Raw genomic sequence first — 15,753 nt, 5'->3', positions numbered from 1 at the left:
GATTTATGTTTGAAACCCTCCTGCAAAATCTGGGGCTGGCCTCGTTCAGTCTGCAGGGCTTCGGCCCGTTGCTGCTGCAAGGCACCTGGATGACCATCAAATTATCGGCGATGTCGCTGCTGGTGGCCGTGTTGCTCGGCCTGCTCGGCGCCAGTGCCAAACTGTCGAAAGTCAAACTGGTGCGCCTGCCCGCGCAGCTCTACACCACGCTGATTCGCGGCGTGCCGGATCTGGTGCTGATGCTGTTGATCTTCTACAGCCTGCAAACCTGGCTGACGTCACTGACCGACTATATGGAATGGGAATACATTGAAATCGACCCGTTCAGCGCCGGCGTGCTGACGTTGGGCTTCATTTATGGCGCGTACTTCACCGAGACCTTCCGTGGCGCCATCCTCGCGGTGCCGCGTGGTCAGGTCGAAGCCGCCACCGCGTATGGCCTCAAACGTGGCCAGCGTTTTCGCTTTGTGGTGTTTCCGCAAATGATGCGCTTCGCGTTGCCCGGCATCGGCAACAACTGGATGGTCATGCTCAAGGCCACCGCGCTGGTGTCGATCATCGGTCTAGCCGATCTGGTCAAGGCAGCGCAGGACGCCGGCAAAAGCACCTATCAACTTTTCTATTTTCTGGTCCTCGCCGCCTTGATCTATCTGCTGATCACCAGTGCTTCGAACTTCATCCTGCGCTGGCTCGAACGCCGCTACGCCGCCGGTGCCCGGGAGGCCGTACGATGATCGAACTTCTCCAGGAATATTGGCGCGCCTTCCTTTATACCGACGGCCAGAACATCACCGGGCTGGCGATGACGATGTGGCTGCTGAGCGCCTCGATCTGCATCGGCTTCATCGTCTCGATTCCGTTGTCGATTGCCCGCGTCTCGCCGCACTTCTACGTTCGCTGGCCGGTGCAGTTCTACACCTACCTGTTCCGTGGCACGCCGCTGTATATCCAGTTGCTGATCTGCTACACCGGCATCTACAGCCTCGCCGCCGTGCGCGAACAGCCGATCCTCGACAGTTTCTTTCGCGACGCGATGAACTGCACGATCCTCGCTTTCGCGCTCAATACCTGTGCGTACACCACGGAGATTTTTGCCGGGGCGATTCGCAGCATGAATCATGGCGAAGTCGAAGCGGCCAAGGCTTATGGCCTGACCGGCTGGAAGCTGTACGCCTACGTGATCATGCCGTCGGCCTTGCGCCGTTCGTTGCCTTACTACAGCAACGAAGTGATCCTGATGCTCCATTCGACCACCGTGGCGTTCACCGCGACCATTCCCGATATCCTGAAAGTCGCGCGGGATGCCAACTCGGCGACCTTCCTGACCTTCCAGTCGTTCGGCATCGCCGCGCTGATCTACCTGACCATTACTTTTGCGCTGGTCGGTCTGTTCCGCCTTGCCGAACGCCGCTGGCTGGCCTTCCTCGGGCCGACTCACTAGCACCGGTTTGAAAATAAAGAGATAACAATGCGCCACCAGATTCATGACTTGCTGGCCCCGCTGCCGGGGACCGCACGGCAGATTCACAGTTTCCACTTCGGCCCACAGCAGGCCAAGGGCAAGGTGTACATTCAGGCCTCGCTGCATGCCGACGAACTGCCCGGCATGCTGGTCGCCTGGCACCTGAAGCAGCGTCTGGCCGAGCTGGAAGCTGCCGGCCGCCTGCGCAGCGAAATCGTCCTCGTGCCGGTGGCCAACCCGGTCGGCCTCGAACAAGTGCTGATGGACGTGCCGCTGGGCCGTTACGACCTGGAGAGTGGGCAGAACTTCAATCGCTGGTTCGTCGACCTCAGCGAAGAAATCGGCAACGCCATCGAAGGCCAACTCAACGACGACGCGCAGCACAACCTCGAACTGATCCGTGCCAGCCTGCGCAGTGCCCTCGACCGTCAGAAGCCGACCACACAACTGCAATCCCAGCGTCTGACCCTGCAACGCCTGGCCTGCGATGCCGACATGGTGCTGGACTTGCACTGCGACTTCGAATCGGTGGTGCACCTGTACACCACGCCCGAGGCGTGGCCACAGGTCGAGCCCTTGGCGCGCTACATGGAAGCGCAGGCCAGTCTGCTCGCTACCGATTCCGGCGGGCAGTCGTTCGACGAATGCTTCACCCTGCTCTGGTGGCAACTGCGCGAGCGCTTCGGCGAGCAGTTCGAGATTCCGCTGGGCAGCTTCTCGGTGACCGTCGAATTGCGCGGCCAGGGCGACGTCAATCACCCGCTGGCCAGCCGCGATTGTCAGGCGCTGATCGACTATCTGATCCAGTTCGATGCCATCGTCGGCGAGACCAAGCCGCAACCGCCACTGCCGTACCCGGCCACGCCACTGGCCGGGGTCGAACCGGTGACCACGCCAGTCGGCGGCCTGCTGGTGTACTGCGCCACGCCCGGCCAATACCTGGAGGCCGGCCAGCAGATCGCCGAAATCATCGACCCGATCCATGACAAGGTCACCCCCATTCATTGCACCGCCGCCGGCCTGCTGTATGCGCGCTCGCTGCGGCGCATGGCCACTGCCGGCATGGTCATCGCCCACGTCGCGGGCGCCCAGGCCTATCGCAGCGGCTACCTACTTTCGCCTTGAGGATGCTCGTCCATGTACAAACTGACCGTTGAAGGCCTGCACAAAAGCTATGGCGATCATCAGGTGCTCAAAGGCGTTTCGCTCAAGGCCAAAACCGGCGACGTGATCAGCTTGATCGGCGCCAGCGGCTCGGGCAAAAGCACCTTTTTGCGCTGCATCAATTTCCTTGAACAACCTAATGACGGCGCCATGAGCCTTGATGGCCAGGCGATCCGCATGGTCACCGACCGCCACGGCATGCACGTCGCCGACGCCGATGAACTGCAACGCCTGCGCACGCGGCTGGCGATGGTGTTCCAGCATTTCAACCTGTGGAGCCACATGACCGTGCTGGAAAACATCACCATGGCCCCGCGCCGGGTGCTCGGTTGCAGCAAACAGGAAGCCGAGGATCGCGCCCGACGTTATCTGGACAAAGTCGGCTTGCCGGCGCGGGTCGCCGATCAATACCCGGCGTTTCTGTCCGGCGGTCAGCAACAGCGCGTGGCGATCGCCCGGGCACTGGCGATGGAACCGGAAGTGATGCTGTTCGACGAACCGACCTCGGCACTCGACCCGGAACTGGTCGGCGAAGTGCTGAAAGTGATTCAGGGCCTGGCCGAGGAAGGCCGGACGATGATCATGGTCACCCACGAAATGAGTTTTGCGCGCAAGGTGTCGAATCAGGTGCTGTTTCTGCATCAGGGTCTGGTGGAAGAAGAAGGCGCACCTGAAGACGTGCTGGGCAATCCGAAAAGCGAACGGCTGAAGCAGTTCCTCAGCGGCAATCTTAAATAAGGTTGGCACCCAACCCTGTGTGGGAGCGAGCCTGCTCGCGAAAGCGGTTTATCAGTCGACCTCAATGTTGAATGTGACATCGCATTCGCGAGCAGGCTCGCTCCCACAGGGGGAATCCACCGACCGACAAAGTTAAACTTGTCGCCCCGCTTCGCTGTCTCTGAAACAACACCTCCAGAGCGCACGCAGCCGGCATGGCGAAATCCCCCGACTTTGCAAAAACCTGGTTCAGCGCCCGCGACTGGAAGCCGTTCGCCTTTCAGAAACAGGTGTGGGCGGCGGTGAAAAACGGCGAATCCGGGTTGCTCCACGCCAGCACCGGCGCCGGTAAAACCTATGCGGTGTGGTTTGCTGCGCTCAACCGCTTCGCCCGCCTGCAACCGCCCGTGGCTACACCGCGCAAACGCAAACCGCCGGCCGAGCCGTTGACAGTGCTGTGGATCACGCCCATGCGCGCCCTCGCCGCAGATACCGCCCGCGCTTTACAAAGCCCGGTGGATGATTTACAGATTTCGTGGAGCATCGGCCTGCGCACCGGCGACACCAGCAGCAGCGAACGCGCCCGCCAGGGCCGACGTCTGCCAACGACGCTGATCACCACACCGGAAAGCCTGACCCTGTTGCTCGCCCGCGCCGATGCGCGCACGGCGTTGTCGAGCCTGCGCATGATCGTCGTGGATGAATGGCACGAATTGCTCGGCAACAAACGCGGCGTGCAACTGCAACTGGCTCTCGCCCGCCTGCGTCATTGGCAGCCCGATCTGATCGTTTGGGGCGTTTCCGCCACCCTCGGTAATCAATCCCACGCCGAGCAAGTGCTGATCCCACAGGGCGGCGGCGTCAGTGTTCAGGGCAAAAGCGAAAAAACCCTGCAAGTCGACACCCTGCTGCCACCGGCCATCGAGCGTTTTCCCTGGGCCGGCCACATCGGCCTGAAGATGCTGCCGCAGGTGGTGGCCGAACTCGACGCCTGCGCCAGCAGCCTGGTGTTCACCAACACCCGCGCACAATCGGAGATCTGGTATCAGGCGCTGCTGGAAGCGCGGCCGGACTGGGCCGGGTTGATCGCGCTGCATCACAGCTCACTGTCCCGCGATACCCGCGACTGGGTCGAACAGGCGCTGAAGAATGGCCAATTGAAAGCGGTGGTGTGCACCTCGAGCCTGGACTTGGGAGTGGATTTCCTCCCGGTCGAGCGCGTGCTGCAGATCGGCTCGGCGAAAGGCGTTGCGCGCTTGATGCAACGTGCCGGCCGTTCCGGTCACGCACCGGGGCGCACCTCGCGGGTGACGCTGGTGCCGACCCACAGCCTGGAACTGATCGAAGCGGTCGCCGCACGCGATGCCGTCGAGCAACGGCGCATCGAGCCGCGCCTGTCACCGCACAAGCCGCTGGATGTGCTGGTCCAGCATTTGGTCAGCATGGCCCTTGGCGGTGGGTTTATTCCTGAAGACTTGTACGAAGAAGTCCGTGGTGCCTGGGCTTATCGCGACCTGACAGCGGCGGATTGGGCCTGGGCGCTGGCATTCGTACGCCATGGCGGGATGTCTCTTACAGCGTATCCGGATTACCGCCGGGTCGAGCCGGACGAACACGGCGTCTGGCGTGTGCCGGATGCGCGTCTGGCGCGGCGCCATCGCATGAGCATCGGCACCATCGTCAGCGACGCGAGCATCAACCTGAAATTCTGGAGCAAGGGCGGCGGCGGCAAACAGCTGGGCAGCGTCGAGGAAGGCTTCATCGCCCGGCTGAAACACGGCGATGGTTTCCTCTTCGCCGGCCGCCTACTGGAACTGGTGCGGGTGGAAAACATGACCGCCTACGTCAAACGCAGCACCGCAAAAAAAGCCGCCGTGCCGCGCTGGAATGGCGGGCGCATGCCGTTATCCAACGAACTTGCCGAAGCAGTGGTGACGCGCTTCAGCGCCGCTGCTCAAGGTCAATTCAACGGCCCGGAAATGCACGCGCTGCGGCCGCTGCTGGAGACGCAGATACGCTGGTCCGGCTTGCCCACCACGGAAAATCTGCTGGTCGAGGTACTGAAATCCCGCGAAGGCTGGCATCTTTTCCTCTATCCGTTCGCCGGGCGCCAAGTGCATCTGGGACTGGCGAGCCTGTTGGCGTGGCGCGTCAGTCAGCGGCAACCGGTGACCTTCTCGATTGCCGTGAATGATTACGGCCTGGAACTGCTCAGCGCCACGCCGGTGGATTGGGCCGCGCATCTCGATGCAAACCTGTTCAACGCCGATGACTTGTTGCTGGATGTGCTGGCCAGTCTCAATGCCGGTGAACTGGCGTTGCGCCGCTTCCGCGAAATCGCGCGGATCGCCGGGCTGGTCTTCGCCGGGTATCCGGGCGCACCGAAAAGCACCCGCCAGGTGCAGGCGTCGAGTGGCTTGTTTTTCCAAGTGTTCAAACAATACGACGCCGACAACCTGCTGCTGGCCCAAGCTGGGGAAGAAGTCCTGCGCGAAGAGCTGGATATTCGTCGTCTGGAACAGACATTGGAGCGCATCAATCAGATGAAAATGGACGTGCATCAGGTTAAACGTCCTACACCGCTGGGCTTTCCACTGCTGGTGGAGCGGATGCGCGAGAGCATGAGTTCGGAAAAGCTGGCTGACAGGATCAGAAGAATGGTCGGTGACCTGGAAAAAACCGCTGATAACGGAAAATCGTCGTGAGTGCCTACCCGGTGCGTTTGGCCGGTGAGGAGTTGTGGCTGCTGCCGGAGAAAGCCCTGTACTGGCCAGCGCAGGAAGCATTGCTGATCGCCGATGTGCATTTCGGTAAGGCGGCGGCCTATCGCAGCCTCGGCCAGCCGGTGCCGCATGGCACGACGGCGAGCAACATCGAGGTGATCGACGCATTGCTGGCACGGCTGCCGTGTCGCCAGTTGATTTTTCTCGGGGATTTCCTGCATGGGCCTGGCTCACATGTCCCGACCACACTGAATGCGCTGGCAGAGTGGCGAGCGCGCCACGCTGATCTGCCGATGACGCTGATTCGCGGCAACCATGACAAACGCGCGGGCGACCCGCCGGCATCGCTGAATATCCGCGTAGTGCCAGAGCCGCTGTTACTCGGGCCGTTCGCCTTACAACACGAGCCCGATGCGCATCCGGAACGGCACGTGCTCGCCGGCCACGTGCACCCGGTTTATCGGCTGCACGGCAAAGGTCGGCAGAGTCTGCGCCTGGCTTGTTTCAGACTCGGTGAGCGCATCAGCCTGATGCCGGCATTCGGTGCGTTTACCGGCGGCTATCAGGTCGAGCGCGACGACAGTTGCAAAGTCTTCGTGATCGGCGACAACGAAATATGGCCCGTCAGCTAGATCGTAAATCGATCAGACTGACGGGCCATATTCAGGACAGTCGGTCAGGCGACAGGTGCCGGAGGCGGTTCGTCCGGCAGGGTCGGTTCGCCTGGTTCGGTCGGTTGTTCATTGGGAGTATCGGGATCGGGCTGGCCGGGCACGCCGCCGGACAGGCTCAAAGACGGATGCGCCAATAACGACCAAGCCAGAATGCCTATCTGATTGGGCTCAAGCCTTGCCAGTTCAGCGCTGATTCGCGGGTCGATCTTCATAGGGCACTCCTCAGTGAAGGCCCGAATTTGTGTGTAACAAAAACGGGCAGTACACCCCATAGAGTGTCTGCCCGCCAAAGAATTCCCGACATCCGTCGGATGGTCGATCAGGTACGCGGCAACGTCACACCACGCTGGCCCTGATATTTGCCGCCACGATCCTTGTAGGAAACTTCACATTCTTCATCGGATTCGAGGAAGAGCATCTGCGCCACACCTTCGTTGGCATAGATTTTCGCCGGCAGGTTGGTGGTGTTGGAAAATTCGAGCGTCACGTGACCTTCCCACTCAGGCTCGAGCGGAGTGACGTTGACGATGATGCCGCAGCGCGCGTAGGTGCTTTTACCCAGGCAGATGGTCAGCACGTTGCGCGGAATGCGGAAGTACTCGACGGTGCTGGCCAGGGCGAAGGAGTTCGGCGGAATGATGCAGACGTCGCTGTGGATGTCGACGAAGCTGCCGGCGTCGAAGTTCTTCGGGTCGACAATGGCCGAGTTGATGTTGGTGAACACCTTGAAGTGGTTGGTGCAACGCACGTCGTAACCGTAGCTCGACACGCCGTAGGAAATCACCCGGCTGTCGTCGCTGCCGCGCATCTGGCGCTCGACGAACGGTTCGATCATGCCGTGTTCCTGCGCCATGCGGCGAATCCACTTGTCCGATTTGATGCTCATGGCGGGTTTGTCCTGAATAGCGAGGTGGAAAAATTCTGTCCGGCATCTTACCGGGCGCGTCGCCGCGATCAAAGTGCGCAACGCAATTCTCGGCGAACACCCCGTATTTACGCGCTGTGGCGACGAACCGTCGCACCGCCGATCCCTAAAACACAGAATCCTTTGCAAGAAACATTGGCACGTTCCGGAAAAAGGGTTAAGGTGGCGTCACTGTGTTGCTTGTGTCACTGAGAATCTCTACACGATATGTTGAATTTCGATCCAACCATCTACAAGAATTTTTCCTGCTCTTTGCACTCAGTCTCGGCCAGGGTTCTTCCTGAGTCGCAGTTATCTTTGTTCAAGGAGTTACACCATGTCTAATCGCCAAACCGGTACCGTTAAGTGGTTCAACGATGAAAAAGGCTTCGGCTTCATCACTCCACAATCCGGTGACGACCTGTTCGTTCACTTCAAAGCTATCCAATCCGACGGCTTCAAAAGCCTGAAAGAAGGCCAACAGGTTTCTTTCATCGCTACCCGCGGTCAGAAAGGCATGCAAGCTGAAGAAGTACAAGTTATCTAACTTGTAGCTTCTTTAGAAAAGAGCCCCGCCCTTAAAAGCGGGGCTTTTTTGTGGGCGCCTGTTTTGTTCAGGCAAAAAAAATCGCAGCTCGAAAGGCTGCGATTTTTTGTTTGTGCTTACCAAGCCACGCCAAACCCTGCGGTATAACGGGTCTTGTTCAGATCCGCATCGTTGGTGCCGCTGATGATGTCGCGCTCGGCCTTGAGGTTGAGCGAAGCCCAGTCGGTAACCTTGTAGCGCAGGCCCAGCTCGGCATCCAGTGCGTAATCGGCAACGCCCGAGAGCGGCTTGCCGACTTCGCCATTGGTGAAGAACTCGACCTTCTTGCCGATCAGGTAGCGGTTGTAGTCCCACTTCATCGCGACGGAATAGAAGTTGTCCTTGCTGCCATCGCGGTATTCATAGTCGGTGCGGTTGAGCAACGAGCCCAGCGAGAACGCGCCGAGTTCGTCGTCCCAGAACTGGTAGCCCGGACCGGTACCGACCACGCGCTGACGCGCCAGCTCTTCGATGTGGTCACGCTTGTAGTTGATGCGCCCCTGCCAGAACCACTGATCGGTGAGGAAGCGGTCGAGGGAGTATTCGGCGCGCCAGTTGTTGGTGGTGGTTTCCGCATCCTGGACTTCGCGGTTGTACTCACCCTCGCCGGTATGCCGCCAGCGACCATGGCGAGCCGAAGTCTTGAAGGCAACGTCGTAATCGTCGGTGTCCTTTTCGGCGCGCTGATAGTCCAGCGCCAGATCGACGTTGCCCTTCCATACCAGGTCGGTGACGATAGGCTTGGGCTTGAGGATCTGCTGAATGCTCGCCAGCTCGACCGTCTTCGGCGCCTCGCCGTTGGCCAGGGTGACCTTGCCATCGTCGGCCGCCGTCAGCGACTTCGATACTTCACCGGCATAGGCGTCCTGCTTCACCAGCAGATGCTGATCGCTGTCGAGGGTCTTGACCTCTTTCCAGTCAATCGCCACTGCGCCGGCGTATTTGGTCTGGATCAACAGCTTGCCGCCATCGAATACCGTGATAGTGCCACTCAGCTTGTCGCCGTTTTTCAACCAGACGGTGTCGGCAAGCAGGGGCGTGGACGCGCTGAAAACAGCAAGGCACAACAGGGTTCTGGGAAACATAAGCAGATCGGGGGCTCGGAGTTGGCGAAAAGGGTCGGCATTATCCGTAGGATTTTGCCCATGACAAGGACTGACCGGACTATTTCAATTGAGTTCATTTCTCAACTGCGCCACGAGCGATTACCCTTGTCGCCATCGTCACGCCAATGCTCAGGAGCCGCGTACGTGAAAGACCCGCTCGACAGCGTCGAAAACGATGCGCAAATCCGACGCACGGCACTCTACTCGACACTCGCGCAAGTGCCCGAAGGCAAAGTCGTCAGTTATGGCCAGTTGGCCGAACTTGCCGGGCTTGGCCGCGCCGCGCGCTGGGTCGGGCGGACTTTGAGCCAGTTGCCCGGCGACACCAGGCTGCCTTGGCACCGCGTACTCGGCGCCGGCGGGCGCATCAGTCTGCCGGTCGGCAGCCCTTCCGGTGACGAGCAGCGCGCGCGATTGCGCATGGAAGGCATCACCGTCCAGAACAATCGTGTGGATATTCGGCGCCATGGCTGGCGTCCGGTAGAGCACAGCGGTTAGAGTGCGCGCTTTGTTTTCGCAATTTTGAGGCAGACTTCAGCCCATGCCCCGTAAAACCTGGCGCGCCGCGCTCGCCGCCTATGCCAGTCCTTCGACGCTCGTGCTGTTGTTGCTCGGTTTTGCCGCCGGCCTGCCGTACATGCTGGTGTTCTCGACGCTCTCCGTATGGCTGCGTGAAGCGGGCGTGGCCCGTGAAACCATTGGCTATGCCAGCCTGATCGGCCTGGCGTATGCGTTCAAATGGGTCTGGTCGCCCCTGCTCGACCAATGGCGCCTGCCCTTGCTGGGCAAGCTCGGCCGCCGCCGTTCCTGGCTGGTGCTCTCCCAGGCACTGGTGATTCTCGGGCTGATCGGCATGGGTTTCTGTGATCCGCAGAAGCATTTGTCCTGGCTGATCGCCATTGCCGTCGTGGTCGCCTTCGCCTCGGCCACGCAAGATATCGCGGTCGACGCCTATCGCCTGGAAATCGCCGATGACAGCCGCCAGGCCGCGCTCGCCGCCAGCTATATGTCCGGCTACCGCGTTGCCGCCCTGCTCGCCACCGCCGGCGCGCTGTTCTTCGCCGAAGGTTTCGGCTCAACCGGCTTCAACTATAAGCACGCGGCATGGACCGGCACCTATGTACTGTTTGGCGCATTGATGGTGCCCGCGCTGCTGACCACGCTGTTCATGCGCGAACCACCGGTGCCGCTGCGCACGCAGTTGCAGGCCGGGCGCTACACGTTCATGCATCAATTGATGTCGGTGTTCGTGCTGATCGTTCTGCTGGTTTCCGTACCGGCGATGTTCACCCAGCTGTACAACACCGATTTCGCTGGCGTGCTGTTCGGTGACATGAGCCCGCTCGATCTGCTGCTTGAAGACCGCGCCTTTCTGCGCGCCATCCTCTATATATTGCTCACCGGCATGTGTCTGTCGGCCATGGGCCGGCGCGGACTCGCGCCGGTACTCACGCCGGTGAATGACTTCATCCTGCGTTATCGCTGGCAGGCGCTGTTACTGCTGGGCCTGATCGCGACCTATCGCATGTCGGACACGGTAATGGGCGTGATGGCCAACGTGTTCTACATCGATCAGGGTTTCACCAAGGATCAGATCGCCAGTGTCAGCAAGATTTTCGGCCTGATCATGACCCTCGTCGGTGCCGGCATGGGTGGCCTGTTGATCGTGCGTTTCGGCATTCTGCCGATCCTGTTTATCGGTGGTGTGTCTTCGGCAGCGACCAACCTGCTGTTCGTCATGCTCGCGGACATGGGCCCGAACCTGCAGATGCTGGTGGTGACCATTTCCCTCGACAACTTCAGCTCTGGCCTGGCGACATCGGCGTTCGTTGCCTACCTGTCGAGCCTGACCAACCTGAAGTTTTCCGCTACGCAATATGCCCTGCTCAGCTCGATCATGTTGCTGCTGCCGCGCCTGATGGGCGGCTATTCCGGCGTGCTGGTCGAGAAGTTCGGCTATCACAGCTTCTTCCTCATCACTGCCCTGCTCGGCGTGCCGACGCTGCTACTGATCGCGCTGCACTGGTTTCAGGAGCGCCGCCGCGAAGGACAAACACCGACGCCCGAGCCTGCACCGACGCCCGTCACCGAAGAATCGTAGGACGCTTCGCCAATGGCGGGAGGAATCCCGCCGCTGGCGCCTTCCGCCGGCCACACTTCTGTACGTCAGCAAAACTCGCCGGTACACTGCTCCGTCATTTCCAGTCATAGCAACCGACAACGGCCAACCATGCGCACCAGTCAATTTTTGCTCGCCACACAGAAAGAAACGCCTTCCGACGCGGTCGTGATCAGCCACCAGCTGATGCTGCGCGCCGGCATGATCCGCAAGCTTGCCTCGGGCCTGTACACCTGGCTGCCGATGGGCCTGCGAGTCATGCGCAAGGTCGAAGCCATCGTTCGCGAAGAGATGAACGCTGCCGGTTCTCTGGAAGTGTTGATGCCGAGCACCCAACCGGCCGAGCTGTGGCAGGAATCGGGGCGCTGGGAAGAATACGGCCCTGAGCTGCTGCGCATCAAAGACCGCCACGGTCGTGATTTCTGCGCGGGCCCGACCCACGAAGAAGTGATCACCGATCTGATGCGCAACGAGTTGAGCAGCTACAAACAGCTGCCAATCAACCTGTATCAGATCCAGACCAAATTCCGCGACGAAATCCGCCCGCGCTTCGGTTTGATGCGCGGTCGCGAATTCATCATGAAGGACGCCTACTCCTTCCACGCTGATCAGGCGTCGCTGCAGATCACTTACGACCGCATGCATGAAGCCTACTGCAACATCTTCACGCGTCTGGGTCTGAAATTCCGCCCGGTAGAAGCCGACAACGGTTCGATCGGTGGTGCCGGTTCCCACGAATTCCACGTGCTGGCCGAGTCCGGCGAAGACGATATCGTCTTCAGCAACGGTTCCGACTACGCGGCGAACATCGAAAAAGCCGAAGCGGTGCCACGGGAAACCTCGCGCCCTGCGCCAACCGAAGAACTGCGTCTGGTCGATACACCAGACACCAAAACCATCGCCGCTCTGGTGGAAAAATTCAATCTGCCGATTGAAAAGACCATCAAGACCCTGATCGTGCACGCCGAAGAAGAAGGCAAGCTGATCGCGCTGGTGATTCGTGGCGACCACGAACTGAACGAAATCAAGGCTGCCAACCAGCCTGGCGTGGCCAGCCCGCTGGTGATGGCCTCCGATGCCGAACTGCGTGACGCGATCGGCGCCGGCGCTGGTTCGCTCGGCCCGCTGAACCTGCCACTGCCGATCATCATCGACCGCTCGGTCGCGATGATGAGCGATTTCGGTATTGGCGCGAACATCGACGACAAGCACTACTTCGGCGTGAACTGGGAGCGCGATCTGCCGGTTCCGACCGTTGCCGACCTGCGCAACGTCGTCGCCGGCGACCCAAGCCCGGACGGCAAAGGCACGCTGGAAATCAAGCGCGGCATCGAAGTCGGCCACATCTTCCAGCTGGGCAACAAGTACAGCAAGGCGATGAAGTGCGAAGTGCTGGGCGAAAACGGCAAGCCAGTGACTCTGGAAATGGGCTGCTACGGCATTGGCGTTTCCCGCGTGGTGGCTGCTGCCATCGAGCAGAACAACGACGCCAACGGCATTATCTGGAGCGACACCCTGGCGCCATTCCAGATCGCGCTGGTACCGCTGCGCTATGAAACCGAGCAGGTGCGCGAAGCCACCGACAAGCTCTATGCCGAACTGACGGCGGCCGGCTTCGAAGTGCTGCTGGACGATCGCGACAAGAAAACCAGCCCGGGCATCAAGTTTGCGGACATGGAGCTGATCGGCATTCCACACCGGATCGTGGTCAGCGACCGCGGCCTCGCCGAAGGCAACCTGGAATACAAGAGTCGTTCCGAAGCAGAGGCGCAAGCACTGCCGGTGGCCGATGTTGTGTCCTTCCTTCAGGCCCGTATCCGCCGCTGAAACCAGATAGAGACGTCATGTTCAAGCGAAACACCTTAGGCCTCGGTAGCGCCGCCCTGTGCGGCGCCCTGCTGGTCAGCGGCTGCGCCAATCACATGTCGCAACGCAGCGAGCACGAAGAGCGGGTCGAGCGAAAGTTGCTCGATCACAGCCTGCAGATCGATGTCGGCGAGCCCAAGGTGCTCGAGCTGCCGCAGCGACGCGTGAAGATCAACGAGCAGAAGACTTTCGAAGTCACCGAGTTCGAGGTCACCCGTCGTTACGACCGCTACACGCCTTACCAACCCTGGCGCGAAGTCTACGAGATTCCGCTGGGCGCGGTGGCCGTGGTCGGTGGTGTCGGTGCGAACGTGGTCAACGTGTTTGCCCTCGGCAACCTGCCGGACAGCGTCACCAAGGATTGGCTGAGCTACGGTTTTGCCGGGCTCAACCCGTTCATGAACGTGCAGTCCAATGGTCGCGCGCAGCAGAACCTCGCGGGCATCGACGAAGTCCAGCGCGACAAGCGCACGGAGTATTCGAGCCTGCCGTGGAGCGAACGACCGGTGCAGGTCAAGGCCGGCAAGCAGACATTCGACATGACCACCGACCGCAACGGTGTGCTGCGCTTGAATCTGCTCGACAGCCCTTTCGCCGAACATGACCTCAACCATGTTGGCCGCTTGCAGATCAGTGTCGAAGACGCCAAGGACGATGTGCATTCCGACTCGACCCTGATGCTCAGCGGCCACCTGCGCGGCAAGTTGATTGAGGCGCACGGGCTGATTTATGACGACCTGGAAGATGATGAGGTGAGCCAGTGGGTACACCGGGTCAAACGCCTGTCGGAGCTGGGCCTGGAAGAAGAAGCCAGCGAACTGGAACAAAGCCTGATCGAACTGACCCGCAATGATCCTGAGTTGCAGACTGAGTTTCTCAAGTCTCTGGCCAAGGATGCCGGGCGTTTAGTGGCTGATCCGGGACCGAATTAAAAGCTAAAGGCATCGCGGGCAAGCCCGCTCCCACAGGGTTTATGGGTGTTCACACAATATGTGTTTCACCATCGATCAATGTGGGAGCGGGCTTGCCCGCGATGACTATCTGAATACGCCGCGAATCTACCGCTCAAACAACTCCATCTGCTCAAACCCGCCGCGCAGATCCTCCAGCCTCACTCCTACCCCCAACAACCGCACCGGCTTGCCGCCGCGATTGAACGCCTGCGTCAGCATCAACTGGTAACTGCCCAGGTCCCGCCCTGCCCCCGCCTGTTCCAGCGTGGTCTGGGTGAAATCATGAAATTTGACTTTGACGAACGGCTTGCCCGGTCGATAACTGCTGTCGATTCGGGCCATGCGGGTTTTCAGGGTATCGAGCAGCTCGGGCAATTTGTCCAGGCAGCTGCGCAAGTCCGGCAGATCAACGTCGTAGGTGTTTTCCACGCTGATCGACTGACGCCGGCTGTCGTTGTGCACCAGCCGGTCATCGATTCCACGGGCCAGATTCCACAAGCGCTCGCCGAAACTGCCGAATTCGCGCACCAGCGCCAGCCTGCCCCACTCGCGCAGATGCTGGCAGTCAACGATGCCAAGCTTGCCGAGCTTGTCGGCGGTGACCTTGCCGACGCCGTGCAGCTTGCTCACGGGCAGACCACTGACGAACTCCTCGACCTGATCCGGGGTGATCACGAACAAACCGTTGGGTTTTTTCCAGTCGCTGGCGATCTTCGCCAGAAACTTGTTTGGCGCAACGCCTGCGGAAACGGTGATGTGCAATTGGTTGGAGACCCGGCGGCGAATGTCCTGGGCGATGCGCGTGGCGCTGCCGCCGAAATGCGCGCTGTCCGACACATCGAGGTAGGCCTCGTCCAGCGAAAGCGGCTCGATCAGGTCGGTGTAATCGGCGAAGATCGTATGAATTTCTTTCGAAGCTTCGCGATAAGCCTCCATGCGCGGCTTGACGATGGTCAGGTCCGGGCACAATTTCAACGCGTGACCGGAAGCCATGGCCGAGCGCACACCATAGGCGCGCGCTTCATAGTTGCAGGTGGCGATCACCCCGCGCCGATCCGCCGAACCACCCACCGCCAACGGCTTGCCGGCCAGACGCGGATCATCGCGCATCTCAATGGCGGCGTAGAAACAGTCACAGTCGATGTGGATGATTTTTCGCTGGGTCATGTCGGAAAAAGACAACGTGGCAAGCCGGAGCGGCAGTATCTCATTGGCACCTGTATATAGCACCAGTGGTTGAAGGTTCTTTTCTGACCGTAGGAGATTTCCGCTGAATTTATTTTTTCAATCACAGATCAAGGTGCAATAGAGCTGAAAGCCTTGCACCACCTGCCCTGCGCGCCGGTCGCCCGCCCGGAAAAGACGCTAAGCGCTTGAACCTCAACAGATTTATCCAGATCGACGGTTGACACACTCGCGAACCTCTGTAGAATGCCGCCACACAGACGCGGGATGGAGCAGTCTGGTAGCTCGTCGGGC

Annotated in this window: 15 protein-coding genes; 11 read left to right on the top strand and 4 right to left on the bottom strand. The window is 60.3% G+C overall.

All coding sequences use genetic code 11. From position 1 onward, the window contains the following. Positions 1-5: 5 nt before the first annotated feature. From D8U70_RS18710 to pdeM, 6 genes are all read left to right on the top strand, one after another. The gene (locus tag D8U70_RS18710) at positions 6-734 is read left to right on the top strand and encodes an ABC transporter permease (protein WP_016771383.1); all 729 of its coding nucleotides are present in this window, start codon (positions 6-8) and stop codon (positions 732-734) included. Further along, on the top strand, positions 731-1,441 hold the full coding sequence (locus D8U70_RS18705) for an ABC transporter permease (protein ID WP_130929485.1): 711 nt from the start codon (positions 731-733) through the stop codon (positions 1,439-1,441). The genes D8U70_RS18710 and D8U70_RS18705 overlap by 4 nt, the downstream gene beginning before the upstream one ends. 27 nt (positions 1,442-1,468) lie before the next feature. Further along, entirely contained in the window at positions 1,469-2,587 is a 1,119-nt protein-coding gene (locus tag D8U70_RS18700; protein ID WP_130929484.1) for a succinylglutamate desuccinylase/aspartoacylase family protein, read from the top strand. A gap of 12 nt (positions 2,588-2,599) precedes the next feature. After that, positions 2,600-3,364, top strand: coding sequence for an ATP-binding cassette domain-containing protein (locus tag D8U70_RS18695; RefSeq protein ID WP_041478066.1), 765 nt, complete (start codon positions 2,600-2,602; stop codon positions 3,362-3,364). 194 nt (positions 3,365-3,558) lie between these two features. Next, on the top strand, positions 3,559-6,048 hold the full coding sequence (locus D8U70_RS18690; protein WP_130929483.1) for a ligase-associated DNA damage response DEXH box helicase: 2,490 nt from the start codon (positions 3,559-3,561) through the stop codon (positions 6,046-6,048). Further along, positions 6,039-6,698, top strand: coding sequence for a ligase-associated DNA damage response endonuclease PdeM (gene pdeM, locus D8U70_RS18685; protein WP_038860576.1), 660 nt, complete (start codon positions 6,039-6,041; stop codon positions 6,696-6,698). Before D8U70_RS18690 ends, pdeM begins: the two co-directional genes overlap by 10 nt. Positions 6,699-6,742: 44 nt before the next feature. Here the strand turns inward: pdeM and D8U70_RS18680 are convergent, their stop codons facing one another. Together D8U70_RS18680 and dcd are read right to left on the bottom strand one after the other, a co-directional pair. Beyond that, on the bottom strand, positions 6,743-6,952 hold the full coding sequence (locus D8U70_RS18680) for a hypothetical protein (RefSeq protein WP_071174586.1): 210 nt from the start codon (positions 6,950-6,952) through the stop codon (positions 6,743-6,745). A 107-nt stretch (positions 6,953-7,059) separates the two neighbouring features. Then, on the bottom strand, positions 7,060-7,626 hold the full coding sequence (dcd, locus tag D8U70_RS18675; protein ID WP_007940589.1) for a dCTP deaminase: 567 nt from the start codon (positions 7,624-7,626) through the stop codon (positions 7,060-7,062). 355 nt (positions 7,627-7,981) lie between these two features. Here dcd and D8U70_RS18670 point away from each other — a divergent pair, with 355 nt between their 5' ends. Beyond that, complete coding sequence (locus tag D8U70_RS18670) at positions 7,982-8,191, top strand: cold-shock protein (RefSeq protein WP_002554837.1); 210 nt, start codon at positions 7,982-7,984, stop codon at positions 8,189-8,191. 116 nt (positions 8,192-8,307) lie between these two features. Here D8U70_RS18670 and D8U70_RS18665 read toward each other — a convergent pair whose 3' ends face one another. Continuing rightward, on the bottom strand, positions 8,308-9,315 hold the full coding sequence (locus D8U70_RS18665) for a DUF481 domain-containing protein (RefSeq protein ID WP_024011896.1): 1,008 nt from the start codon (positions 9,313-9,315) through the stop codon (positions 8,308-8,310). A 165-nt stretch (positions 9,316-9,480) separates the two neighbouring features. Here D8U70_RS18665 and D8U70_RS18660 point away from each other — a divergent pair, with 165 nt between their 5' ends. From D8U70_RS18660 to D8U70_RS18645, 4 genes are all read left to right on the top strand, one after another. Beyond that, positions 9,481-9,834: an MGMT family protein gene (locus D8U70_RS18660; RefSeq protein ID WP_071174585.1), complete on the top strand. Its 354-nt coding sequence runs from the start codon at positions 9,481-9,483 to the stop codon at positions 9,832-9,834. Positions 9,835-9,877: 43 nt separating this feature from the next. Further along, the gene (locus tag D8U70_RS18655; protein WP_122505741.1) at positions 9,878-11,437 is read left to right on the top strand and encodes an AmpG family muropeptide MFS transporter; all 1,560 of its coding nucleotides are present in this window, start codon (positions 9,878-9,880) and stop codon (positions 11,435-11,437) included. Between the two features lie 129 nt (positions 11,438-11,566). Continuing rightward, the gene (locus D8U70_RS18650; protein WP_024011894.1) at positions 11,567-13,282 is read left to right on the top strand and encodes a proline--tRNA ligase; all 1,716 of its coding nucleotides are present in this window, start codon (positions 11,567-11,569) and stop codon (positions 13,280-13,282) included. 17 nt (positions 13,283-13,299) lie between these two features. Beyond that, the gene (locus D8U70_RS18645) at positions 13,300-14,253 is read left to right on the top strand and encodes a hypothetical protein (protein ID WP_130929482.1); all 954 of its coding nucleotides are present in this window, start codon (positions 13,300-13,302) and stop codon (positions 14,251-14,253) included. Between the two features lie 126 nt (positions 14,254-14,379). Here the strand turns inward: D8U70_RS18645 and dinB are convergent, their stop codons facing one another. After that, on the bottom strand, positions 14,380-15,441 hold the full coding sequence (gene dinB / locus D8U70_RS18640; RefSeq protein ID WP_076567795.1) for a DNA polymerase IV: 1,062 nt from the start codon (positions 15,439-15,441) through the stop codon (positions 14,380-14,382). Positions 15,442-15,753: the final 312 nt, after the last annotated feature.

It is taken from the genome of Pseudomonas sp. Sample_20 (genome assembly GCF_004307585.1).
Classification (GTDB): domain Bacteria; phylum Pseudomonadota; class Gammaproteobacteria; order Pseudomonadales; family Pseudomonadaceae; genus Aquipseudomonas; species Aquipseudomonas atacamensis.
Note: the sequence above shows the minus strand (reverse complement) of the source record. Positions and strands in the feature narration are given on the sequence as shown.